The sequence below is a fragment of the Streptomyces sp. NPDC018026 genome (genome assembly GCF_044327745.1).
Classification (GTDB): domain Bacteria; phylum Actinomycetota; class Actinomycetes; order Streptomycetales; family Streptomycetaceae; genus Streptomyces; species Streptomyces rubrogriseus.
The window spans coordinates 203316-227866 of the sequence record NZ_JBIRFY010000013.1 but is presented as its reverse complement, the minus strand read 5'-3'; the positions used below and the strand labels follow the sequence as shown (position 1 = coordinate 227866).

Sequence of the window (24551 nt, the reverse complement as noted above, 5' to 3'; positions counted from 1 at the left end):
CTCGAACTTTTCGCAACGGGACCGTCAGGCGACGGCGTCGTGCAGCCTGGACGCCTGCTTGTCCTTGATCGGGCCGATGACCGACAGGGACGGCCGACGGCCCAGGACGTCGCGGGCGACGGCGCGGACGTCGTCGGGCGTGACCGAGGCTATCCGGGCCAGCATGTCGTCGACCGACATCTGCTCGCCCCAGCACAGCTCGCTCTTGCCGATACGGTTCATCAGCGCGCCCGTGTCCTCCAGGCCGAGGACCGTGGAGCCCTGGAGCTGGCCGACGGCGCGGCCGATCTCGTCGTCCGTGAGTCCGTGCTCGGCGACGTGGTCCAGCTCGTCGCGGCAGATCTTGAGCACGTCGTGCACCTGGGAGGGCCGGCAGCCCGCGTACACGCCGAACAGCCCGCAGTCGGCGAAGCCGGACGTGTAGGAGTACACGCTGTAGGCCAGGCCGCGCTTCTCCCGGACCTCCTGGAACAGGCGCGAGGACATGCCGCCGCCGAGGGCGGTGTTGAGCACGCCCATCGCCCACCGGCGCTCGTCGGTGCGGGCCAGGCCCGGCATGCCGAGGATGACGTGGGCCTGCTCGGTCTTGCGGCCGATCAGCTCCACGCGCCCGGCGGCTCGGACGGTGCGCCGGCCGTCGCGCGGGGCGAGCGGCTGGGCCGCCGGGTCCTTGAGGGCGCCGGCCTTCTCGAAGGCGGCGCGGACCTGGCGTACGACCTTGTTGTGGTCGACGTTGCCGGCCGCGGCGACCACCAGGTGGGTGGGGTCGTAGTGCTTCTTGTAGAAGCGGCGGATGCGGTCGGCGGTGAGGGCGTTGACCGTGTCGACGGTGCCGAGGACGGGGCGGCCCAGCGCGTTGTCGCCGAACATGGTGTGCGCGAACAGGTCGTGCACGCAGTCGCCGGGGTCGTCCTCGGTCATCGCGATCTCTTCGAGGATGGCGCCGCGCTCGACGTCGACGTCCTCCTCCTGGATCAGCGAGCCGGTCAGCATGTCGCAGACCACGTCGATGGCGAGCGGCAGGTCGGTGTCGAGCACGCGCGCGTAGTAGCACGTGTACTCCTTCGCCGTGAACGCGTTCATCTCGCCGCCGACCGCGTCGATGGCGGAGGAGATGTCCAGGGCGCTGCGCTTGCGGGTGCCCTTGAAGAGCAGGTGCTCCAGGTAGTGGGTGGCGCCGTTCAGGGCCGGGGTCTCGTCGCGGGAGCCGACGTGGGCCCAGATGCCGAAGGTCGCCGAGCGGACCGAGGGGAGGGTCTCGGTGACGATGCGCAGGCCGCCTGGGAGGGTCGTCCTGCGGACCGTGCCGATGCCGTGCTCGCCCTTGATGAGGGTTTGGGTACGGGCGACGGCCCGCGCCTCCGAGGAGGTGCGGGCCGTCGCCGTGGCGCTACGGGACGTCACTTGTCGGCGTCGTCCTTCTTCTCTTCGCTGCCTTCCTCGCCCTCGATCACGGGGATCAGGGAGAGCTTGCCGCGGGAGTCGATCTCGGCGATCTCGACCTGGACCTTCTGGCCCACGCCGAGGACGTCCTCGACGTTCTCCACGCGCTTGCCGCCGGCCAGCTTGCGGATCTGCGAGATGTGCAGCAGACCGTCCTTGCCGGGCAGCAGGGAGACGAACGCGCCGAAGGTGGTCGTCTTGACGACCGTACCCAGGTAGCGCTCGCCGACCTCGGGCATGGTCGGGTTGGCGATGCCGTTGATCGTGGCGCGGGCGGCCTCGGCGGCCGGGCCGTCGGCGGCACCGATGTAGATGGTGCCGTCGTCCTCGATCGTGATGTCGGCGCCCGTGTCCTCCTGGATCTGGTTGATCATCTTGCCCTTGGGGCCGATGACCTCACCGATCTTGTCGACGGGGATCTTCACGGTGATGATCCGCGGCGCGTTCGGGGACATCTCGTCCGGCGTGTCGATCGCTTCCATCATCACGTCGAGGATGTGGAGGCGGGCGTCACGGGCCTGCTTGAGGGCGGCGGCCAGGACGGAGGCGGGGATGCCGTCCAGCTTGGTGTCGAGCTGGAGGGCAGTCACGAACTCCTTGGTGCCGGCGACCTTGAAGTCCATGTCGCCGAAGGCGTCCTCCGCACCGAGGATGTCGGTGAGGGCGACGTAGTGCGTCTCGCCGTTGATCTCCTGGGAGATCAGGCCCATGGCGATACCGGCGACGGGGGCCTTGAGCGGCACACCGGCGTTCAGCAGCGACATGGTGGAGGCGCAGACCGAGCCCATGGACGTCGAACCGTTGGAGCCGAGGGCCTCGGACACCTGGCGGATCGCGTAGGGGAACTCCTCGCGCGTCGGCAGCACCGGCACGATGGCGCGCTCGGCGAGGGCGCCGTGGCCGATCTCGCGGCGCTTCGGGGAGCCGACGCGGCCGGTCTCGCCGACGGAGTACGGCGGGAAGTTGTAGTTGTGCATGTAGCGCTTGCGGGTCACCGGGGAGAGGGTGTCCAGCTGCTGCTCCATGCGGAGCATGTTCAGGGTGGTGACGCCCAGGATCTGGGTCTCGCCACGCTCGAACAGGGCGGAGCCGTGCACGCGCGGGATGGCCTCGACCTCGGCGGCCAGGGTGCGGATGTCGGTGACACCGCGGCCGTCGATGCGCTTCTTCTCCTTGATGACGCGCTCGCGCACCAGGGACTTGGTCAGCGCGCGGTACGCGGCGGAGATCTCCTTCTCGCGGCCCTCGAACTCCGGGAGGAGCTTCTCGGCGGCGAGCCCCTTGACGCGGTCCAGCTCGGCCTCGCGCTCCTGCTTGCCGGCGATGGTGAGCGCCTGCGTCAGCTCGGGCTTGACGGCGCCGGTCAGCGCCTCGAGGACGTCGTCCTGGAAGTCCAGGAAGATCGGGAACTCGCCGGTCGGCTTGGCGGCCTTGGCGGCGAGGTCGGACTGGGCGCGGCACAGCACCTTGATGAAGGGCTTCGCGGCGTCCAGACCGGCGGCGACGACCTCCTCGGTGGGCGCCTCGGCGCCGCCCTCGACCAGCTTGATGGTCTTGTCGGTGGCCTCGGCCTCGACCATCATGATCGCGACGTCGCCGTCCTCCAGGACGCGGCCCGCGACGACCATGTCGAAGACGGCGTCCTCGAGCTCGGTGTGCGTCGGGAAGGCCACCCACTGGCCGCGGATCAGCGCGACGCGGACGCCGCCGATCGGGCCGGAGAAGGGCAGGCCGGCCAGCTGCGTCGACGCGGAGGCGGCGTTGATCGCCACGACGTCGTACAGGTGGTCGGGGTTGAGGGCCATGATCGTCGCGACGACCTGGATCTCGTTGCGCAGGCCCTTCTTGAAGGACGGGCGCAGCGGGCGGTCGATCAGGCGGCAGGTGAGGATCGCGTCCTCGGAGGGCCGGCCCTCACGACGGAAGAAGCTGCCGGGGATCTTTCCGGCGGCGTACATCCGCTCCTCGACGTCCACCGTGAGCGGGAAGAAGTCGAGCTGGTCCTTCGGGTTCTTGGAGGCGCTGGTGGCCGACAGCACCATGGTGTCGTCGTCCAGGTACGCCACGGCGGAACCGGCGGCCTGACGGGCCAGGCGGCCCGTCTCGAAGCGGATGGTGCGGGTGCCGAACGCGCCGTTGTCGATCACGGCTTCGGCGTAGTGGGTCTCGTTCTCCACTAGTGGTTTCTCCGATGCTTGTCGTCTTTTGTCCCGACCGCCCGTGTGGCGGAGGGGACGGTGCCGGAGAAGCGTTCCGTGCAATGCGGGCCGGTCTTCGATCGAAGCACCCGGGGATCTGCCCCCGGGGGCCACTACCGAGGACCGGCGGCGGCGGTGCGGTCCGCTTCTCCTCGTACGTCTTGTTCTTCTGTTACCACACTACAAAGGGGCGGCGACAGCGCGCACGTACAGCAAAGGGAGCGGCCCCCTTCGGACGGGAACCGCTCCCTTCACGGCGTACTAGCGGGCGCCCGCCGCACCGCGGCGGATGCCGAGGCGCTCGACCAGCGCACGGAAGCGCTGGATGTCCTTCTTGGCGAGGTACTGCAGCAGCCGGCGGCGCTGGCCGACCAGGATGAGCAGACCACGACGGGAGTGGTGGTCGTGCTTGTGGGTCTTGAGGTGCTCGGTCAGGTCGGAGATCCGACGAGACAGCAGAGCGACCTGGACCTCGGGGGAGCCGGTGTCGCCCTCCTTGGTACCGAACTCGGTGATGATCTGCTTCTTCACTGCGGCGTCGAGCGACACGCGTACTCCTCTGGGTCTGTGACTGGCCACCGAGTGCCCCCGGTCTACGTCTCGGGGGATCTTCCGTAACTCGGAAGGCGGGGATCCGCTGGGCGCGACCTCCAGGGCTCGGGGGCTCCGGGGGCGCGTACACAAACGGCCGTCACACAGGATACCAGCCGGGAGGTGCTGCCCTGCCCGTGCCATGCCTGTGCTCCGAAGGCATCCGGCTCGTACGCCGAGGTCCGTCCACCGTGCACCCCTGCCCCGGCGCTGTCCAGGAGTCGAGAGGTCAACGAGCCGCCGACGCCATCACTCCCTGCCTGGTGAGAGCGTGCGCGAACCGCGGATCGGGGAGGGGAGCAGCAAGTAGGCTGGCCGGACAGTTCGTTGGCACAGCAGGAAGGACCGGACCCGCGATGGCCGATGCCGAGGACAAGGAACTCCGAGCACGCAAGGACCGGGAGCGGGACGAGCTCTACGCCCTCGACATCTCGGGCGTCGAATGGCACAGCGCCCCCGGCACCGAGGCCCATGAGGAACGGGTCGAGATCGCCTACCTGCCGGAGGGTGCCGTCGCCATGCGGTCGTCGCTCGACCACGACACCGTCCTGCGGTACACGGAGGCGGAATGGCGGGCGTTCGTGCTGGGTGCGCGAGACGGCGAGTTCGACCTGGAGCCGGCCGCGGAGCGCTCCGGGGGCGACGTCGAGTAGGAGGGGAGGGTGTGCCGCACACCCTCCCCCGCTGCGCACGTAGGGGGCGGCGTCCGCGTTCCCCGTACGCTGCGCGAGCCGCCTCAGTCGCCCGTCATCGACCGCGCCGCCGAATAGACGTCGAACACGGCGAGAGCCAGGGGGATCAGCGTCAGGAGCACGAAGACTTCGGCGATCTCCATGAAGCGTCCCCAGAAGGGCGTCACACCGCGCCGAGGGGCGATCAGGCCGATCGCGGTGACCAGCGCCACAGCCGCGGCGACCGCCGCCGCCAACCAGACGCTGCGCATGTCCAGGGCGGCGGTCTCGCCCCGGAGCGCGTCCCGCACGTACTCCGCCGGGGGGTTCATGGCCAGTCCCAGGCCGAGGAAGACCAGGCAGGCCAGCCCGGCGGCCAGCGTGGCGGCAACCTGGGTGGTGTACCGGAACAGCTGCGCCCGCATCACCATCGCGACGCCGGTGGCGAGCGTCAGGAGCTGCGCCCACGCGTCGCCCGTGAAGCCGAGGACGACCGACGCCCCCACGGAGACCAGTGCGCAGCCGCCGACCAGTCCCGCGAGGAGCTCGTGGCCACGGCGGGCCTGCGCCGCGATGCGCCCGACGTCCACGGGTTCCGGCGCCTCGGTCTCGTCCGCCGAGTAGGAGCCGCGCGGCTGGTTGGGCGGTTCGAAGCCGATGGGCAGCCGAGCGAAGCGCAGCGACAGGCCCGGCAGGAAAGCGAGGGCGCACACCGACAGGACCGCGCAGACCGCGGCCGTCTCCATGGGCTCCAGGTCCGTCAGCATCGCCACGAACGTCGCGAGCAGCCCGACCACCGAAGAGAAGACAAACGCCACGAAGGCACTGTCACCGCTCGGTGACACCAGGGTGAGTACGACGGAGGCGACCAGGACCGCCGCGCACGCCAGCAGGAACTGGAGGCGCCCGATGCCCTGCCCCCCGGCGAGCGGAACCAGCCCTGAGCCCGCCACCGCGACGTTCGCCAGGGCGCCCAGGCCGAGGGCCAGGGCAGAGCCCCGATCCCCGTACACCCGCGCGCGCACGCACGCGAAGGTGACGAGCAGGACGCCGGCGACCGCGGCAATGATGCCCTGCACGCTGTGCATGTCGTGCCGGACCTGGGAACTCCAGGCCACGAACGCCAGCAGAACGGGGAACACGCCCGCTCCGACCAGGCAGGCGACGCGAGTGAGTGCGCCGTCCCACAGGGTGCGGTCGTGGACGACGGCGGAGGCGACCGCCTCCGAGACGTCGTCGAAGACCGCCGGAGGGAGGGAGTCGGCGAATGGCCGCAGCGTGAGCAGCTCGCCGTCCAGGATGCGCTGCGCCGCGAAGGACCGGGCGCTGTCGAGGACGGTCCCGTCACGGCGTACGAGGTGATACCCGACCGGCGCGCCCTCTGCCGGGCTCTGCTGGGAGAACCGCAGGATCTCCGGGTACAGGTCGGCGACGGGCACGTCGTCGGGCAGGGCCACGTCGATGCGGCTGTCGGGCGCCACGATCGTGACCCGGCAGAAGCCGAGCCCCGAACCGGCTGCGGCCGGGCCCCGGGCACCCGTGCCTGTTCCGCCTGGCGCGCCGGTCGGCGCGGAGGCCGTCATGCTCACCCGTTGTTCCCCCTCGTAGGTGATCTCGGCAAGGTACGGCACCGGCACGCCCTGCCGGTCGGTGGCGATCCTGCCCCGTTGTCCCGCGTCACCCCTCACCGCTGCGCGGCGCACGGAGGTGCTCGTATCGAGCGTGGTGCTCTCCGCGGGGTTGCACAGGGCCCCAGGCGGGTTCGCAACTGCTCACGCGTCTCACGGGCACCCTACCGCCCACTGGTGTCTCTGTGTGTCAGTAGGATCGCCCTTTGCGATCGACGTGCACCGGGAGACGGGCGGTGGGCGGAACAGGTCGGGCCGGCAAGGGAATTGGTGCGAAGTGAGCCACATCGTCGTCAAGCGCCCCCCACGGGCGCTGCCGAAGGACGTGCCCACGGAGGAGGTCCACCTGCAGTCACCGCCGGAGCTCCCGCGCGGGCAGCAGGAGGGCGCGTGGATGCAGCTCCTGCCCATGCTCGGCATGGGCGGGTCCGTGGTGTTCTTCTTCAACCCCTCGGCCCAGCCCATCATGAAGATCATGGGCATGGTGATGATCGCGTCCACGATCGCCATGGGCATCGCGATGCTGGTGCGCTACCGGCGCGGCAACCAGGGCCAGATGGCCGACACGCGCAGGGACTACCTACGCTATCTGTCGCAGACCAGGCGCACCGCTCACGAGACGGCGAAGGCCCAGCGTGACGCGCAGTACTACCTGCACCCTTCGCCGGAACAGCTGTGGGCGCTGGTCGCCGAGGGCAGTCGGCTGTGGGAACGGCGTACGGGTGACGAGGACTTCGCCCAGGTGCGCGTGGGTCTCGGCCCGCAGGCCCTGGCCACTCCCCTGGTGCCGCCCCAGACCGCTCCGGTGGACGAGTTGGAGCCGCTGACCGCGGGTGCCATGCACCGCTTCCTCGCCACGCACAGCACCCTTGAGGAACTGCCGATGGCGGTCTCCATGCGGGCGTTCTACCACGTGACGGTCAGCGGCGAACCGACGACCGTGCGGGGCACCGCCCGGGCCGTCACGGCCTCGCTCGCCGCACTGCACTCCCCCGAGGACCTGGTGATCGCCGTCGCCACCGGGCGGGAGTCGGCACCGGACTGGGAGTGGACGAAGTGGCTCCCGCATGCGCAGGCGGGCGACGCAGCCGACGGCGCGGGTTCCCGACGTCTGGTGACGGCCGACCCGACGGCCCTCGAAGAGCTGCTCGGCGCCCGTCTCGAGGGCCGCCCGAGGTTTCATCCGGCCGGCCGGCCGGTGCCCGACCAACCGCACCTGGTCATCGTGCTCGACGGAGTCTCCCTGCCGCCGACGTCGCTGCTGGCCAGTCCGGAGGGCCTGCAGGGAGTGACCGTCATTGAGGTGATCCCCGGCACCCTCTCCGCCGGGCGCGGGGACCTCTCGCTCGTCGTGCAGCCGAAGGAGCTGCGCCTGGAGGCGGCGCACGGTGCGGTCTACGAGGGCAATCCCGACGTCCTCTCCCAGGAGAGCGCGGAAGCGTTGGCGAGGCAGCTGGCGCCATTGCGGGTGGGAACGGGCGGGGACAACGACGAGCCGCTTCTGGCCAATCTGGAGTTCACCGATCTCCTCAACCTCGGTGACGCCGCTTCCGTCGATCCACGCCGGACCTGGCGGCCCCGCTCCCAGTCCGAACGGCTCAGGGTGCCGATCGGCGTCGGCGAGGACGGCCGGCCCGTGATGCTCGACCTCAAGGAGGCGGCGCAGGAGGGCATGGGGCCCCACGGCCTGTGCGTGGGCGCGACCGGTTCCGGCAAGTCGGAACTGCTGCGCACCCTGGTTCTCGGCCTCGCCGTGACCCACTCGTCCGAGACCCTCAATTTCGTGCTCGCCGACTTCAAGGGCGGTGCGACGTTCGCCGGTATGGCGCAACTGCCGCACGTGGCGGCCGTGATCACCAACCTCGCAGACGACCTGACGCTCGTCGACCGGATGGGTGACTCGATCCGCGGTGAACTCAACCGCCGCCAGGAGATGCTCCGGGACGCGGGCAACTACGCCAACATCCACGACTACGAGAAGGCCCGCGCGGCCGGCGCCGCGCTGCAGCCGATCCCCTCACTCGTTCTGGTGATCGACGAATTCAGCGAACTGCTGACGGCGAAACCGGATTTCATCGAGATGTTCGTGCAGATCGGCCGTATCGGGCGATCGCTGGGCGTCCATCTGCTGCTCGCCTCGCAGCGGTTGGAGGAGGGCCGCCTGCGCGGCCTGGAGACGTATCTCTCGTACCGGATCGGCCTGCGCACCTTCTCCGCGGCCGAGTCCCGGTCCGCGCTCGGTGTCCCGGACGCCTACGAACTGCCGAACGTCCCCGGCTCCGGTTTCCTGAAGTTCGGTACGGACGAGATGGTGCGCTTCAAGGCCGCGTACGTCTCGGGCGTGTACCGCACGAGTGCTCAGCAGGCAGCGTCCCCCGGCGGCCCTCGGCCGGTCGACCGGCGGCCCGTGCTCTTCACCGCCGCCGAGGTCCCTGTCCGGTACATGCCGGTGCCGCCGCAGCGCGAGGAGACTCCGGACGAGACGGGTGACGCCCTCGCGGACACCGTGCTCGATGTCGTCGTCCGGCGCCTGGAGGCGCAGGGTCCGGCAGCCCACCAGGTGTGGCTGCCTCCGCTGGACAGCCCGCCGTCGCTCGACACCCTGCTGCCCGGCCTCGCCCAGGTGGCGGGGCGCGGCCTGACCCAGCCCGGCTACGAGGGCGCGGGTCGGCTCGTCGTGCCCGTCGGCATCGTCGACAAGCCGTACGAGCAGCGCCGGGACCCGCTCTGGGTGAACTTCGGCGGCGCCGCCGGTCACATGCAGATCCTGGGCGGCCCGCAGTCCGGCAAGTCGACGCTCCTTCGCTCGGTCATCGCGTCGTTCGCGCTCACGCACACGCCGCACGAAGTGCAGTTCTACGCGCTGGACTTTGGGGGCGGCGGCCTGTCGGCCGTGGCCGGCCTGCCTCATGTCGGAGACGTGGCCTCGCGCCTCGACCCCGAGAAGGTACGCCGTACGGCGGCCGAGGTCTACGGCGTCATGACCCGCCGCGAGGAGTACTTCCGAACCGCCGGCATCTCCTCGATCGCGGAGTTCCGCGCACGCCGGGCGCGCGGTGACATCTCCGTGACCGACCAGCCGTGGGGCGACGTCTTCCTGGTCATCGACGGATGGGGGAACTTCCGCACGGACTACGAGGCGCTGGAGCCGGTCGTGCTGGACATCGCGGCACGCGGCCTCGGCTACGGCATCCACGTGATCCTCACCGCTTCACGCTCCATGGAGGTCCGCAGCAACCTCAAGGACCACCTGATGAACCGCCTCGAGCTGCGGCTCGGGGACACCATGGACTCCGAGTTCGACCGCAAGGTCGCGGCGAACGTGCCGACGGGTGTGCCCGGGCGCGGCCAGACGCCACAGAAGCAGCACTTCATGGCGGCGGTCCCGCGCATCGACGGACTGTCCTCGGACACCGACCTCGCCGAGGCGACACAGGCACTCGGGACCGAGGTCGCCCGGCACTGGCAGCAACCGGGGGCGCCCGCGGTGCGGTTGCTGCCGCGCGCGTTCCCGGCACACCAGCTTCCCCCGGGGGACCGCTTCCCCCGGCGGGGGGTGTCCTTCGCACTCGACGAGGACAACCTGGAACCGGTGTTCGTGGACTTCGAGCAGGACCCGTTCTTCCTCGTCTTCGGCGAGAGCGAGTCCGGCAAGTCGAACCTGCTGAAGCTCCTCATCCAACGGCTCTCCGAGCGCTACGACGGCGACTCCTGCAAACTGTTCGTCATCGACAACCGCCGCTCGCTGCTGGGGGTCACCCCGGCGTCGCACCTGGCCGAGTACGTTCCCATGTCGAACCAGATGCAGCACCACATGGACGCGCTGGCCGAGCTGATGCAGCGCCGGACGCCGACCGCCGACGTCACGCCGGAGCAATTGCGCGACCGCAGTTGGTGGCAGGGCCCGACGGTGTACATCATCATCGACGACTTCGATCTCGTCGCAACGTCGAGCGGCAACCCGCTGGCCGGCCTGACCGAACTTCTGCCCTTCGCCCGGGACGTCGGCGTGCGCTTCATCATCGCCCGCTCGACCGCGGGCGCGGGCCGGGCCGGCTACGAGGCCTTCATGCAGCGCCTCAAGGAACTCGGCGCCCAGGGCGTCGTCCTCAGCGGCGACCCGGCCGAGGGCGACCTGCTGGGCGGGGTGCGCCCGCGCCCGATGCCGTCGGGCCGGGGCGTGTTCGTGTCTCGGCGGCGGGGGAAGCCGTTGGTTCAGGTGGGGTTGGTGGAGGATGCCGACGAGCGGTGAGGAGGCCCGGCCGGGCCGCAGGACCGTCGCCGGCCGAACCGACCCGGACACGCAAGAGGGTGGGCATCTCCCGCGTACGCCCACCCTCGTCGCCGCGGCCGCTCGGGCCGCTGCGGCTGCTACCTCGCTTGCAGCATCTGCAACTACTGCAGGTACCTGGACGCAGCCAGGTCGCCCTCCATGTACGTACCGCCGGACGAGCCGACGACGTGTCCGATACCCATGAGGGCCTGGTGGATGTCGGTGGTTTCCTTGCGCCAGAGTTCCAGCTTCAGCGCGTAGGCCTCCTGAGCCTTGCCCGCCCAGTACTGCCTGCTGCTTTCCACCATCTTGGTGAGCTGCTGAATGTCCTCGTCGAGCAGCTTCGCCTCGTTGGCGAGGTTCGTCGCCGCGAAGTCGAGCCCGTCGTACGTCACTTGCAGGCCGTCGGCGTTACGGCTCATCTCTGCCTACCTCTTCTCGTTCGGAATGTGCTGCGGCTGTGGCTGCTGACGTCTGCCGCTCGCCTCAGAACGAACTGAGGGGCGACGACTGCACCGTGGGAGCGCCGTCGTTAACGTTGATCTTGTTCACGGCGGCGAGGACTTCGTCTTCCTTGCTGTCCTTGATGTTGCGCGTCGCGGTCATCGCCTCCACGACGTCCGCGAGGATGCGGCCCATGTTCTGCAGCGACGTGTTGATCTCGTACTGCTTCTTGTCGAACGCGGCACGGCCGATGCCCTGCCACTGACCCTCGAGACCGTCGATCACACCCTGCAGGTTGTGGACCCGCTTGCGGATGCTCTCGAACTTCTCGTACATGTCCTTCTGCAGCTTGACTACCGCTGCGTCTTCGAGCTTCTGGTCGACGGCCATGATCCGCCCCGCCCTCCCTGTTCCTTGTCTCCATACGACACCGACGACGCCGGTGTCAGTTCGCGCGCCGAGCCCGCAGCACGGCGAATGCGCCGCCACCGATCACGACCACGGCTGCGGCGGCGCCGAGTACGATCCACAGCGTGCTGCTGCTGTCGCTCGACGCGTCGGCCGCCACGGCCTCCGCGTCGTCCGTGCCTGCGGCCGCCTGCTTGTCCTCGGACGACCCTGCCGCGCCTTGTGACGAGGCCGTTGCGCCTGCGGAGGGCTCGGACGGCTTCGCGGATGCGGACGCCGGCGGAATCTCCGTGACCAGCTTCTCCCCCTCCTGCGTGTTCTCCTTCCGCAGTGGGTCGGAGTACGGCTCACCGGCGTCGTAGTTCGGGTCCGCCAGCACCGACCGGGGGCGGATGGTCCCGTAACCGGCGGTCGAGGTCGGCTCGTCCCTGGGCCACTTGCGACCGGCGGTGTCGATCAGCGCCCGGGTGACCTGGTTCGCCGTCCAGTCCGGGTGTGCGGACCAGATGAGGGCGGCTGCGGCGGAGGTGATGGCGGTGGCGGAGCTGGTGCCGGTCATGTCGCGGCAGTACTGGTCGAAGGTCGGCCTGCAGTAGCCAGGCATGTTCTCGCCCGGTGCCACCAGGTCAACGTAGTTGCCCGACTGGGCGAAGTCCGAAACGTGACTCTTCTTGTCGATGGACGACACACCGATGACGTACGGATAGGCAGCAGGGTAGCCGATATATCCGCTGTCCCGTCCCTCATTCCCCACACCCGAGACCAGCAGCTTCCCCTTGGACGCTGCGTACTCCACCACTTCTTCGAAGTCCGGCTCATAAGCGGGAGAGGTGAAGGACATGCTGATGATGCGTGCATCGCTGTCCGCTGCGGCCCTGACCGCTTCCATGGCGGTAGGAGCACGCTTTTCTTCCTCGGCGTCGAGTGAGCTACCCGTCGCGATGCGATACGGCACGATCTCCGCATCAGGCGCCAACCCCAGGATTCCCCCCTTTGCTCCGGTGCCGGCGATCAGCTCCGCCATTGTCGTCCCGTGCCCGTCGTAATCCTCAGTGGCACCGTACGCGACTTGCTTCGGAACTTCGTCAGCCAGGACCTGACCCTTGAGTGAAGGCGTGTCAGGGTTAACTCCACTGTCGATAACAGCGACCTTGATGCCCTCCCCCGTACTGGCCTTCCACATCTTCTCGGCCTGCATGGGTCCCAAATACCACTGCTCCGACTGCACGTCGGCCGCAGTGGCACCCGGAGCAAAGCTCACGCCGACGACAACCAGGGCACTCGCGACAGCGCCCCCCACGCGTACTCGCAGCCGGCGACGTGTTGCTGACTTCATGATGGGGTGAGTCCTCGCTCGCGCTCAGTTGACGGTCGGCGGCACATCGCGCCGCGGATTCGTAGGCAGGTGTGTCTCTTCGTCCTCGACCAGGTAGTCGGGTCGCTCGGCGCCTTCCTCCCTGCGTTCGTCGCGACGGCGCCCACGTCCTCCGGGACCGCGTACGAGCCCTGCACCACCGCGGGTCATACCGTTCCGTTCGGCACGGGTGGCAGACCTCGACCCCGTGGGCACACCGGTGATACCGGGCTTCGCCGTGGAGCGCCCCTTGCCCGACTGAGTCCCGGCGTCGGCCCCGACGACCGTGCCACGGGGGAGCTTCGGCCCACTCCGTCCCGTTGCACCTGTGGTGCTCGTCGGCCGACCGCCGACCACACCACCGGTCCGGCCGGCTCCGGTGACCGGTCCGCCTGCCGGTCTCGGCGCCATCGTGGGGTTGGGACGCGGTGTACCACCGCTCACCCCGGGCCCCATGAGGGACGGCTTGGTTCCTGACGTGAGCCCCTTCGCCACGGGCTGCTGCCCGGCAGGAGTCGGACGTCCCACCTGATTGAAGGGCCCCTGGTTGCCCGGACGCCCGGGGCCCGGGCCCCCACCCTGACCGGGAGGGGTCGCACGTCCCTGGGCCGGGAACGGCGCCCTGGTACGACCGGGTCCACCATCAACCCGGCCGGGGCGGCCAGAGGGCCCCGGAGGACCGAAACTCGGACCGAACGGGCCAGGCGGTCCTCCACCGTCGCCCGGAGGCAGCGTGGTCGGCAAAGTGGGACCGGGAACGGGAGAAGTGGGGGGTGTGGGCGTGCCAACACTGTCGATGGTCGTCGAAACAGGGATGTCAATGTCAACGAATTGTCGCGTTCTACCGTCTGGCGAAACAACCCCGTCGCCTGTGTTCCGCGGCTGGGACGGCCCTTCAGCACTTGTGCTTGAGTGGTCACCTGGGGGAACCCCAGTCCGGCTCCCGTCAACACCAGCAGTCGGCAGGGTTCCGTCCCCCTTGTCGACAAAACTCTGAGTGGGCTTCGGAATCCCGACGTCCGGCATAGTCGTGAACGTTGGCGGCTTCAATCGCGCCAGGAACTCTTCCGACACGGCGTAGTACGACGACAACCGGTTCATCTGGTTGATCGCCTCTTGGCGGTTCTTTTCGACGCGAACCGCTTCCACGTACTCGCTGTTGCCCTCGACCTGCATAGGCGTCGGGAGCTGCTCGGGCCGTAGCGCCTTGCTCGTCGGCCGCGAGTCACGTTCCGGCATGGCCGTGCGTACATTCGCCAGACCCACAGCCGCGGCGGTGATCTGGTCTCCCGCCCCGCCGGCGAAAGCACTCAGACCGTGCGTACTGGTGACGAGAGAACGCCCCCACTTGCGAAAGGCTTCACCCGCCTCGCCCACCCAGCGAACATTGCCGATGTGACCGTCCAGTTCCTTGGCGGCCTCCTTGATGGCGTCGCGCGCATCCCACAGCGCCTTGCCGGAGCTCTCCAGATCCTCCGGATTCGTCTGCTCGACGAGGTCGACCATCTCGTTGAGGTCGTGGTTCTCGAAGTTCGTCCGGCCGCGCATCGCCGAACCCAGCGGCGTCGACTCGACAGTTGACTTCAGCAACCCACCGAAGAGTCCGAACGAAGGCCGTTCCTCCAGGCCCCGCGTCAGGTCCGCAGCGGTGTTCTGCCGAGAGACTCGGTCGTAGTCCGCCTCGTGATGCTTGTCGGACATGTCTACAGGCCCCCGCTGACTGTCGATTCGGTGCGCTGCCTACCGCCGCTGTCGGCATCCTCGATCTGCTTGATCTCCGTCTGGATCTGTGCGAAGCGGCGGCGCTGCTCCTCTTCGAGGTTGTCGAAGCCCACGTGCGCACCCCTGACCGCGATGCCGATCGCCTCGATCTGAAGATGTAGCGTCTTCGAGAGGCTGGTGAGCTCTTCGTGGACCCGGTTGTACTGCAGGTACAACGCGTGGGCCTCCGGGAAGGCGGCCGTGCTGCCGCTGTTGAGGGAAGAGGGCTTGATCCTTTGTGCGCCGATGCGCGTCGGATCGCCCGCTGAGCCCTCGAGATTGCGAAGCGCGCCGTCCACCCGCTTCACGAACGTCGACAGTGCCTCGCCAGTGACCTCCAGGTTGGCCGCCCTGGCGGCGGACACCCCTCCCACCATTTCAGCTGGAAGCATGCTGCTACCTCCCCCGCGTCCCCGCACATCCATCGCCCGAGCTGGACCGACTCGCTCGCACGCGCAACTGATCGTAACCGCAAGAGATCGATACTGTAGCCACCGGGTAGGCGATGCCCAACCGCCATTCACGCCAGGCTTGTTGCTTTCACACACACTGGTTTCGACGTTCAACTATCGAGGCGGCATCCTGAACTCGCCTACGCTCCCTCCCCGCCCCACCGGTCGCCCAGCCGCACGCCGACCGCCCCAACAACGACGCTCCCGTTCATAATTGGCGTCCATGCCACCGGCGCAGAGATCTCATAGCCTGAAGACCCCACGCCAGGCCCACCCAGCGCCAAGGACAGCGTCCCGCAGAGGCTCGGTCGTCTCCCTCGTCGAAAAGCGGAACCCCTTCCCGTCCTGATACACGGCAGGAGCGTATCCACGCCCGTACTGCTCATTGCCCCCGCCGCCGGAACGCCACTCAGCGGGCAGGAGCCGCATCCTCGTCCAAGCGTGACCCCCACTCAAGGCACCCGGCACCCAAAACGGTGCCGGATCCCCGCCGAGGCCGAGCAGCGCATGTCGAACTTCCTCAACGGAGCGCGGAACAGTTCCGTTTACCAGCGAGCACGAACAGGAAGATCGTCAGCCCTGTCAGTTCTGGCATGCCCGGCCCCCCTCGTCCAACGTAGTTGCCGTGCACCGTGCCGAACCGCCCCAAGACCTCCCCCTCCGAGCGTCGCCGTCGCAGACGGTGTGGGACGGCGACGCTCGCCCCGCCGCCGGCGAAGGCGCGTACTTCTGTGGCTGGCCGAGGACCTACGTCGCCCAGTCCAGCCGTTGCTAGGTTATGGCAGAGTCCGGTCACCGTACGGCGCCCTCCGGTCCGCGACGGCGTCGGCGGTCCTGCACACGGGGAAGGTAGCCGTCCATGGCATGGGACGAGTGGGAGCAGCTCAAGGCCGACGCGTTGGAGCGGCAGCAGGGCGGCTCCGCGCACATGCAGTTGAATCAGCTGGACGGAAGCGGCCCCCTCAAACCGCCGAGCCGGTACGGGGACCTGAAGGTCAAGAACGACGCACTCACCAAGGTCAGCAAGGATGCCCACACCCTGTACAACCAGCTGTGGGACAAGGCCCGGGTTCACATCGTCAGCAGCGACAGCGCCGCAGGCGATCTGTCGAAGCAGGGCTTCGCACTGGGCGCCGGGCTCAAGCATGTGTCGACCCGTTGGGACGAGCAGTTGAAGTCCTTGATGGACGCCTGCGCACAGATCTCCAACCACATGCAGGTCACCAAGAAGACCCATGACGGTGACGAGGGCTACATCCTGCGTCAGATGAGCAGCATCGCGACGCTGGACGCGGGTTTCGACGAACGGGTCGGACCGCCTGGAAAGCACAACGACATCTACGGCGAGCAGAGCAAGGAGAAGAAGAAGGACTGACGCGCCCGCGTCCCGCTGTTGGGCGGGCGATCCCGGTTCTCTCTCTTCCCCCGACTCACGAGGAACAAATAGCTCCATGGAACTCGAAGCGCTGCGCGATGCCAACTTCAAGCTCGTCGATGATGCCCTGAAGGACTGGTCGACGCTGGTCGGCAGTCTCGCGGAGATGAAGAAGGATGCAGAGGACAATCTGCATCAGGGCGCCAACAAGGCGGACTGGGCCGGCGTGAACGCCAAGGTGTCCAAGGAGTTCATCGGGAAGACTGCGGGCGAGTTCGCTGACGCCCACACCCAGGCGAAAACTATCTACAAGATCCTCAACGACACCGTGGGCGAGCTGAAGGACTATCATCAGCAGCTTCTCGATGCCCTTGAAGGTGGTCGCAAGAAGAACCTCACGGCCATCGGCTTCGAGGGTGGTTTCACCGTCACCACGAACGCACCGCCCGAGGCCCGCAGCAAGATGGACCAGGACAACAAGGCCGACATCACCGCGCTGCGGGACCGGATCCAGGGCATCCTCAACAAGGCCACCGAGAGCGACGAATCGGCCAAGACTGTTCTCCAGGCCATCGCCGACCAGAGTTCGCTGGGCTTCTCCGATGCCGACTACAAGGACCGGGACTCCGCCGCGGAGGCTGTGAAGCAAGCCGAAGAGCTGGCGGCACTGGCGAAGAAGAACCCAGACGACCTCAGCGTCAAGGACTTCGACAGGCTAACCGCGGGACTGAAGAAGTACGCCGGCGACGAACTGTTCGCCGAGCGGTTCGCCACCGCGCTCGGCCCCAAGGGGACGCTGGAATTCTGGACCGGGATCAGCGATCCGCAGCGGGGAAACTGGGACTTGGGGCGTGAGCGCCTTGAGAGGTTCGACGACTTGCAGCGAAGTCTTGGCATGACGCTGGCCACCGCGACGCAGAGCGATTCGGCGGCGATGGGCACCTGGAAGCACACGATGATCGACATCGGTGACAAGCCGCTGTACGGCGAGCGTGGTGGTGGCCCGATGGGCTTCCAGGTCATGAGCAACCTGATGCGGACCGGCGACTACGACGACGGGTTCCTCAGGGATTACGGAACCAAGCTCATGGAGACCGAGCGGAAGCTCACAGGGAATGGGGAACACCGAAACCCCATGTGGGGCGTGAGTGGCGCCAGTTCGTGGCTCAACCGCATCGGGGAGGACAGTGGTACCGACCCGCTGACCGGTTACCTGAAGGGACTGTCCAACAGCCCCGCCGCGGCAACGGACTTCTTCAACCAGCAGTACGTGTCCAAGGACGACCCGGACAACCCCTTCGAGCGCACCGGGGACGACGGAAAGAAGGGCAAGGCCTCCTTGTCCAACTTCCAGTATCTGTTCGAAGAACGGGACTGGCCGCAGGAGTCGAACCTCAAGGGCGACGACCTGCATACCGGACAGAACAATCTGGCACTGGCGCTGGAGGCGGCGACCACAGGTCACGCTGCGGGTGAAATGCCCTCCGCGGATACGCCCCCTCACAACGCACAGCAGGCAAAACTCATGGAAAGTCTCGTGTCCTCTATCGCAGACAGTCCGGAACGTCTGACAGACCACGGTTACATGTCTGACAGTATCGGCCAGATCACTTCTGAGTATCTTCCCGACTTGAACCGCGCCATGAGCGATGAAGAACGAGGATCGGAAGATTGGAAGGACATCGAAAAGCTCTATCCAGTCGCTGGCACTGAGGCCAAGCTTTCACACACAGACGTTACCAAGCTCCTATTCACTGTCGGGCAGAATCCGGAAGGATACGCCGCGATCGAGGTTGGCCAGAAGGATTACATGGGGCGCCTTATGGACTATCACCTGAATCCTGATCTCCCATCAGATCGGCAAGCGTCTGACAACTACCAACTACTTGCCGAAAAAATCGCAGGGCGGTCGGGCGAGGTATCCGGAACCCTTGGACTCGGTGCGCAGGAGTTCATCGGAAAGGAAGCTTCAGATAAGGACAAGGGGTTTGAGCAAGCGATTTCCCAGCGAAAGAATATGATTTCTGGCGTGGTGGGTACCGCAGTCGGAGTGGGCACTTCCTTCATCGCGACGCCATGGGTGGGCGCCCTGGCGGGAGGGGGCGCAGGAACTGCGACGAGCGTTATCCTGGAGGAGCTTTTCCAGGATGCTGAGGGGAAGGCGAAAGCGGACGCTCAAATCACTGGCGGCCAGTACTGGCAACAAGGCCTGGTACGAGGGATGGATGTCACGCAGTTGGCCGTGCGCGAAGCGGCAGAGCGATATCACACCATAGACGCAAGTGACGCCGCATCGTCCGCCGGAGAGGCAAGTCGTCAGGGCTACATCAATGCTCGGGCGATCCTTGAGGGACTGGCGCCTGGAAGCATCACGGAGTATTCATGATTAGGCAAAGGAATCGCACATTCACTGCTTTCACTGTGCTCACCGGGCTGATTATGCTCTCAGGATGCAGTGACGAAGATGAAAAAGGGGAACGCGACTATGCGGTGCCCAGCAGCCTGTGTGGAACTGCAGTGAAATCCGACGAGATCAGCCCCTTCTTTCCCGCCGGAGCAGAGATCACAACACAAGAGGAAGATCACCTCGGAAGTGTAATCTGCAAGGTGATCGTCGATAAAAAGCTGATCCTTACTGCCACACAGGCATGGGTGGCAGAGGGAAAGACCACGGCCTACTTCGCTTCAGGACAGACCCTTGAGAAGATCAGCCACTCTTCCAATGCAGGTAAATACCGTTTTTCAGGGAACGAAGGTTTCGGAAAGACGGAAAATTGCGTTCGCAGTGACAACAGTCAAGAATTGTACACCGCGCTTCAATTCCAGGGGTCGAAGCACAATGACTCCGATGACATGAAGCATCTCATCACTTCCTACACCAAAGAGGTCGAGAGCTCCAGTCGGTGCACAACTGATGCATCGTGAGCCTCTGTCAGCCCTGATTCCTCCGCCGCCGTGAGTCCCGTACCGCCACCGCCGTCCCGCCGAGGCCGGCGGTGAGGAGCAGGGCGCCGACGGTCACGTACGTGGCCAGGCGGGTGTTGCGTTCCTCGGCGGTTTCGCCGAGGTGGAGCGGGGGGACGTCGGGGGCCTTGGCGTGGGTGGCGGGCTGTTCGGCTGTGGGGGATTCCACCGGGTGGGCGGGGTCCACGGCGGTCAGGGCCTTGACCGGGTCGATCACGCCCCAGCCGACGAGGCGGTCGTGACCGGGGATGGAGCGTTCGGCCGTCTGCTCGATCTGGGCGACGATCTGCTCGGCCGTCCACTTGGGGTACGCCGACTTCAGCAACGCCGCCACTGCCGCCACGTAGGGCGCGGAGAAGCTGGTGCCGTTGTCGGAGCAGTGGCCGCCACCGGGGACGGTGGAGATCATGTCGACGCCGGGGGCGGCCACGCCCACGAACTCGCCTGCCTGGGAGAAGGACGCGCGTTCGTTGTTGCGGTCGGAGGAGGCGACGGCCAGGACGCCCTCGTAGGAGGCCGGGTACGTTGTCTTGTCCTTGCCGCCCAGGCCGTCGTTGCCCGCCGAGGCGACGATCACCACCTCCTTGTCCAGGGCGTAGTCGACCGCCGACTCCAGGGTCGAGGCGGGTTTCACCGCCTTGGCCGTGTCCTGGGAGATGTTGATGACGTCGGCGCCCGCGTCCACGGCGTGCCGGATCGACGTCGCGAGGGTGTCGGCAGTGCCGTTGCCCTCCGCGTCGTTCTGCTTGATGGGGATGATCGTGGCCGCTGGGGCCAGGCCGACGAACCCGGTGCCCTTGGCGGGGCGGGCCGCGATGATGCCGGCCACGCGGGTGCCGTGGCCGACGGTGTCGGTGGTGCCGTGGGCGTTGCCCCGTTCGATCTTCTCGCCCTTGTCGTTCTTGTCCGGGAGGTAGTTCTTGCCCTTGGACGCGTCAACTGCGTCGGCGAGTTGGGGGTGCTTCGCGTCGACACCCGTGTCGATCACGGCGACCTGCACGCCCTTGCCCTTCGACTGTGCCCACAGCTCGTCCAGGTTGACGCGTTGGAGGGCCCACGGTCTTCCCTCGTACTTCTTGGAGGGGAAGGTGCACTGGCCGCCGTCCGCTGCCCGTGCCGCCGGGGCGGCGGGGAGGAGCGTGAGTACGGTCGGTGTGGCGAGCACGGTGGCGGCGAGCATTGCGGTCGCCAGGGTTCGAGGCGGGTGTCCGGTCGTCAGCTTCTGATTCGGCTTCCGCATCGTTTCGGTTCTCCGGGCGGCCATGGGCGTCACGAGCCCTGCGGCTGGCGTGCGGCTGCTTCGGACAGGCGGGGGCCGGTGGGCAGGAACGTCGACCACTTCGCCGGAACGGGTGAGGGTTCCACGTTCTCGTAGCCGAGCCTCGTTTGGGCGATCCGGGACTCGCGCAGTTCCTGCTCACGCTTCTTGTCGGACGTGCCGATGCCCTTGTCGTCGGTGGCGCTGTCGCTGTTGGACTGCAGGGCGTAGCGCAGTCCGGTGTCGGTGACCAGGAAGACGCCGCCCGCCTTCGTCTCGCTGCCCTGGAACTGGCGGTAGAGCTGCCCGGAGCCCGGGGTCACGTACGCGCTGGAGGAGCCGGTGGGCAGCTGGGCGGGGAAGTCGGTGCTCGCCCAGGTGGACAGGGTGGTGTCGCCGTTCTTGGCGTTCACCGAGCGCAGGACGTTGCAGACGGTGTTCCGGCCGGAGCCGGCGGAGGTGCCGTCGTTGACCGTCTTCGGGCGGTACGACGGCCAGGTCCGGCTGCCCGCGAACTCGACGCTGTCGACGACCGCGCCGGGGCTGACCTGCTGGGCCTCGCCGGCCTGTCCGACTTCGACGAGGGCGCCGCTGTTGAGGAGCAACGTGGCCGTGAACTCCGAGACGCGGGCCACGACGCCGCTCTGCACGACGTAGTACTGCATGCGCCGCCCGTCGTAGGCCTTGATGACCATGCCCACCTTGTCGTACTGCCCGAGCATGTCGGACGCGCCGGCGGCCGCGCCGGGAGTGCCCTTGATCTCCGGGATCGCGATCGGGTCGCCCTTGTGGAGCGTGTCCAGCCACTCCTGGGAGACGCGCTGCGGGGCCCGGCCCTGGGTGTCCAGGGCTTTGAGGAGTTCCTTGTCCGCCGGATCGGCCAGCGCGTAGGCGGAGCCGTGCGAGTCGACGACGTACTGGGATGTGCCGTCCGGACCGACGACGTACATCAGGTCGCCACCGGAGAGCCTGTTCTTGCCCTCCGTCCTGGACCAGTCCTTCTCCGCGAAGACGAACGCCGCCTTCTGGACGGCCCGGCCGCCCGGGCCGGGTCGTTCGCAGACGGCCCAGCGCTTGGCCTGCTCGGCGTCGTCGGGGCCGGGCAGGCGGTCGGGGGCGTAGGGAATGCCGATGGTGGCGCCGTGCGGTGGCTTGCCGCTGTCGAGGACGTTCTCGTCGACCGTGATGACGCTGTCCTTGTCGGGGTCGAGGAGGAGCTTGGCCGAAGCCATGTTGAGGACCGGATGCAGCTGCTTCTTCCTGTCGGTCTTCAGGACGACGTACCGTGTCGTGGAGTCGCTGGCCACGATCACGTGCCCGCCGGCCTCGTCCCAGCCCTTCGGTGCGGCAGGGCTGAACAGTCCGACCGCTCCGAACACGGCGAGCACCACGATGCCGACGACCGCACCGGGGACGATCGCGCGCAGCGGCCTGGGGGCGCCTTCCTCCGAACCGGAGGGGGACGGCTGCAGGAAAGACGCGAGTGTGCGGCGCTTCGCGAAGGTGTGGGCGTTCAGTTCATCGCGCCGTGATGCCATGTGTCTTCGTTCTCTCCCCGTACGAGTCAGACCCGGCCCCTACTATGCCTGTTGCCGGACGGTGCATGGGGCACCGGTAGGCTTCCGGAGCCTGCCGTGTGCTGAGCACAATATCTTCGGTGAGAGTTCGGGGGATTTGGAGTGATGGCTTCCGCGTCGCGGACCCGGTCACGCACGCATTCGGCGCCCCGTCGTACCAACGCGCCACCGGACAACGGGCGCACGACTTCGGCAGTCCGAGCCCCTGTCACCCCGCACCTGCAAGCGCGTCCGGCACGCGGCGGCTCCTCCGTCCTGCAGCGGCTGGTGCTGCTGGAGTTGGCCGCCGCGCTGGCGCTGTGCGGCTGGCTCCTCGGGCCTGTGGCGACCGTGCCGTCGGTCGCCGTCGCCGTGGTGCTGGTGCTCCTGGCCCTCGTACGTCGACGTCGGCGCTGGCTGCCTGAGTGGCTGGCCAGCCATCTCGCACTGCGGGCCCGCCGCCGAAACGCACCGCAGGTACAGGTGGAGCAGGGCATCGACGCCGGTCTGGCCCCGGCTGTGGAGTGCGAGCCGAGCCTGCGCACGTACAGCTTCGTCCACCGGGACGAGCACGACCGTCGGCCGGTGGGCATGGTGGGCGACGGAGGGTTCCTCACCGCCGTGCTTCAGGTGGAGGCCGACGCGGGGGCGCTGCGCGCCGAGCGCGGCCGCAGACCGGTCCCGCTGGCCCTGGTCCGGGACGCACTCGACGTGGACGGCATTCGCCTGGCGTCGGGGCAGATCGTGTTGCACACGCAGACCGCGCCCGCGCCCCACCTGCCGCGTCAGTCGGTCGTGGTGGCCAACTACGCGCAGTTGCAGTCCGAGGTCGCTGCCCCTGCCGTCCGCATCATGTGGATCGCGTTGAAGCTCGATCCCGAACTGTGCCCCGACGCGGTGGCCGCGCGGGGCGGTGGGCTGCCGGGGGCGCAGAAGTGCCTGGTGCGGTCGGCCGAGCACCTGTCGAGCCGGCTGACGGGTGCCGGCTTCCGGGTGAACCTGCTGACCGAGGAGGAGCTGTCGTCGGCCCTCGCCACCTCCATGTGCGCCAACCCGATGGTGACCGTCCAGTCCGGGCAGGGTGACACGCCCCGGCGACGGACCGAGGAGTCCAGTCGCAGCTGGCGTTGCGACAACCGGCGGCACACCACGTACTGGGTGCGTCGTTGGCCCCAGTTGGGCGGTCAGGGTGTCGGGTTGCCCCAGTTGGTGGCCCAGTTGACGGCAGTGCCCGCCCTGGCGACCACGTTCAGCCTCACCCTGACACCGAGCGGCCGCCACGACGTGGCGATCACCGGACACGTGCGGGTCACCGGTCGCAGCAGCACGGAACTGGCGGACGCACGCCGAAGCCTGGAGAACGTCGCACGCCAGGCGCGGACGGGTCTCGTGCGGCTCGACCGCGAACAACTGCCCGGCATGCTCGCCACCCTGCCCCTCGGAGGTGCCCGCTGATGGCCTTTACGCCGTCCACCGGCTTCGGTCTCCTGGGGCCCCGTCATCCGCGGCACACGCTCTCCATGGCTCAGGTCGACACGCTCGGCCTGCCCGTCGGGGACGACGGTGTCGTGGTGGGTGTCAACGGCGAGGGACAGCCCGCCGTGCTCGGGGTGAACCGCCCGACGCCCTTCGACATCCTGCTGATCGGCGGACTGTGGACCACTCAGGTCCTGGCGCTGCGCGTTGCGGCGACCGGCGCCCGGGTGGCCGTGGAGACCGGGCGCCCGGCGCACTGGGCACAGATGGTGCAGGCGGTCGGTGGCGGTCAGTCCGGCATGACCGTGCACGAGGTGGGGCGGGTCCCTCCGCAGGGAGCCTCGGCGACGGCACCGGTCCTGGTCATCCGGGACTGCGGCATGCGTCCGCCTCGCGGCCGGGTGGTTTCCGCGCCCTGGCAGTCGGTGCTGACGCTGCTGCCCTACCTGAGTCCGCTCGCGCCACGGTTGATGCGTCAGGCGCGCCTGGTCGGCGTGCAGCGCGTCTCACCGGACGAGGCGGTGGAGATCGGCCGGGTGACCGGCCTGCCACGCTCCGAGTACGAGGGGCTTCCCACCCTCGCCGACGGGGTCACCCTGTGGTGTACGGAACGGGACCGGCAGTACGTGATGACCCAGCCGACCGACGTGGAGGCCGGACTCCTGGGTACGCCCCGTCGGATGGACTGACTGAACCGCG

The 24551-nt window shown here is 68.0% G+C and carries 18 protein-coding genes; 7 read left to right on the top strand and 11 right to left on the bottom strand.

Features of this window, described 5'->3' with window-relative positions; genetic code table 11:
• Positions 1-24: 24 nt before the first annotated feature.
• From ACH4D3_RS32330 to rpsO, 3 genes are all read right to left on the bottom strand, one after another.
• Positions 25-1404, bottom strand: a complete 1380-nt coding sequence (locus ACH4D3_RS32330) for a M16 family metallopeptidase (protein WP_398329510.1) — start codon at positions 1402-1404, stop codon at positions 25-27.
• Complete coding sequence (locus ACH4D3_RS32325) at positions 1401-3620, bottom strand: polyribonucleotide nucleotidyltransferase (RefSeq protein WP_398329507.1); 2220 nt, start codon at positions 3618-3620, stop codon at positions 1401-1403. Before ACH4D3_RS32325 ends, ACH4D3_RS32330 begins: the two co-directional genes overlap by 4 nt.
• A gap of 282 nt (positions 3621-3902) precedes the next feature.
• Positions 3903-4190, bottom strand: coding sequence for a 30S ribosomal protein S15 (gene rpsO, locus ACH4D3_RS32320; protein WP_003973291.1), 288 nt, complete (start codon positions 4188-4190; stop codon positions 3903-3905).
• 398 nt (positions 4191-4588) lie between these two features.
• Here rpsO and ACH4D3_RS32315 point away from each other — a divergent pair, with 398 nt between their 5' ends.
• The gene (locus tag ACH4D3_RS32315; protein ID WP_210918273.1) at positions 4589-4885 is read left to right on the top strand and encodes a DUF397 domain-containing protein; all 297 of its coding nucleotides are present in this window, start codon (positions 4589-4591) and stop codon (positions 4883-4885) included.
• 83 nt (positions 4886-4968) lie between these two features.
• Here ACH4D3_RS32315 and eccD read toward each other — a convergent pair whose 3' ends face one another.
• Entirely contained in the window at positions 4969-6486 is a 1518-nt protein-coding gene (gene eccD, locus ACH4D3_RS32310; protein ID WP_398329536.1) for a type VII secretion integral membrane protein EccD, read from the bottom strand.
• Positions 6487-6808: 322 nt separating this feature from the next.
• Between eccD and eccCa the strand changes: the two genes are divergently transcribed.
• Entirely contained in the window at positions 6809-10783 is a 3975-nt protein-coding gene (eccCa, locus tag ACH4D3_RS32305) for a type VII secretion protein EccCa (protein WP_398329504.1), read from the top strand.
• Positions 10784-10926: 143 nt separating this feature from the next.
• Here eccCa and ACH4D3_RS32300 read toward each other — a convergent pair whose 3' ends face one another.
• From ACH4D3_RS32300 to ACH4D3_RS32280, 5 genes are all read right to left on the bottom strand, one after another.
• The gene (locus ACH4D3_RS32300; protein ID WP_136209272.1) at positions 10927-11226 is read right to left on the bottom strand and encodes a WXG100 family type VII secretion target; all 300 of its coding nucleotides are present in this window, start codon (positions 11224-11226) and stop codon (positions 10927-10929) included.
• Between the two features lie 64 nt (positions 11227-11290).
• A complete protein-coding gene (locus ACH4D3_RS32295; protein WP_398329500.1) occupies positions 11291-11638 on the bottom strand; it encodes a WXG100 family type VII secretion target in 348 nt (115 codons plus the stop codon).
• Between the two features lie 55 nt (positions 11639-11693).
• Positions 11694-12992 carry a S8 family serine peptidase gene (locus tag ACH4D3_RS32290; RefSeq protein ID WP_398329497.1) on the bottom strand — a complete coding sequence of 433 codons (1299 nt, stop codon included), beginning with the start codon at positions 12990-12992 and terminating at the stop codon, positions 11694-11696.
• 24 nt (positions 12993-13016) lie between these two features.
• On the bottom strand, positions 13017-14711 hold the full coding sequence (locus ACH4D3_RS32285) for a WXG100 family type VII secretion target (protein WP_398329494.1): 1695 nt from the start codon (positions 14709-14711) through the stop codon (positions 13017-13019).
• Between the two features lie 2 nt (positions 14712-14713).
• Positions 14714-15163 (bottom strand): hypothetical protein, encoded by a 450-nt coding sequence (locus ACH4D3_RS32280; protein WP_398329491.1) that lies wholly within the window; start codon positions 15161-15163, stop codon positions 14714-14716.
• A 919-nt stretch (positions 15164-16082) separates the two neighbouring features.
• On the opposite strand from ACH4D3_RS32280, the gene ACH4D3_RS32275 reads away from it, so the two are divergent.
• The 3 genes from ACH4D3_RS32275 (at position 16083) to ACH4D3_RS32265 (ending at position 19523) form a co-directional block, all read left to right on the top strand.
• On the top strand, positions 16083-16598 hold the full coding sequence (locus tag ACH4D3_RS32275; RefSeq protein ID WP_398329488.1) for a hypothetical protein: 516 nt from the start codon (positions 16083-16085) through the stop codon (positions 16596-16598).
• A 76-nt stretch (positions 16599-16674) separates the two neighbouring features.
• Positions 16675-18984 (top strand): hypothetical protein, encoded by a 2310-nt coding sequence (locus tag ACH4D3_RS32270; protein ID WP_398329486.1) that lies wholly within the window; start codon positions 16675-16677, stop codon positions 18982-18984.
• A gap of 35 nt (positions 18985-19019) precedes the next feature.
• Positions 19020-19523 (top strand): hypothetical protein, encoded by a 504-nt coding sequence (locus ACH4D3_RS32265; protein ID WP_398329483.1) that lies wholly within the window; start codon positions 19020-19022, stop codon positions 19521-19523.
• Positions 19524-19530: 7 nt separating this feature from the next.
• On the opposite strand, the gene mycP is transcribed toward ACH4D3_RS32265, so the two are convergent.
• Together mycP and eccB are read right to left on the bottom strand one after the other, a co-directional pair.
• The gene (mycP, locus tag ACH4D3_RS32260) at positions 19531-20802 is read right to left on the bottom strand and encodes a type VII secretion-associated serine protease mycosin (protein WP_398329481.1); all 1272 of its coding nucleotides are present in this window, start codon (positions 20800-20802) and stop codon (positions 19531-19533) included.
• A 29-nt stretch (positions 20803-20831) separates the two neighbouring features.
• Positions 20832-22358, bottom strand: coding sequence for a type VII secretion protein EccB (gene eccB, locus ACH4D3_RS32255; protein WP_398329480.1), 1527 nt, complete (start codon positions 22356-22358; stop codon positions 20832-20834).
• Between the two features lie 144 nt (positions 22359-22502).
• Between eccB and eccE the strand changes: the two genes are divergently transcribed.
• Both eccE and ACH4D3_RS32245 read left to right on the top strand, forming a co-directional pair.
• Positions 22503-23831, top strand: coding sequence for a type VII secretion protein EccE (gene eccE / locus ACH4D3_RS32250; protein WP_398329477.1), 1329 nt, complete (start codon positions 22503-22505; stop codon positions 23829-23831).
• A complete protein-coding gene (locus tag ACH4D3_RS32245) occupies positions 23831-24541 on the top strand; it encodes a hypothetical protein (protein WP_398329474.1) in 711 nt (236 codons plus the stop codon). The genes eccE and ACH4D3_RS32245 overlap by 1 nt, the downstream gene beginning before the upstream one ends.
• The last annotated feature ends 10 nt before the right edge of the window (positions 24542-24551 follow it).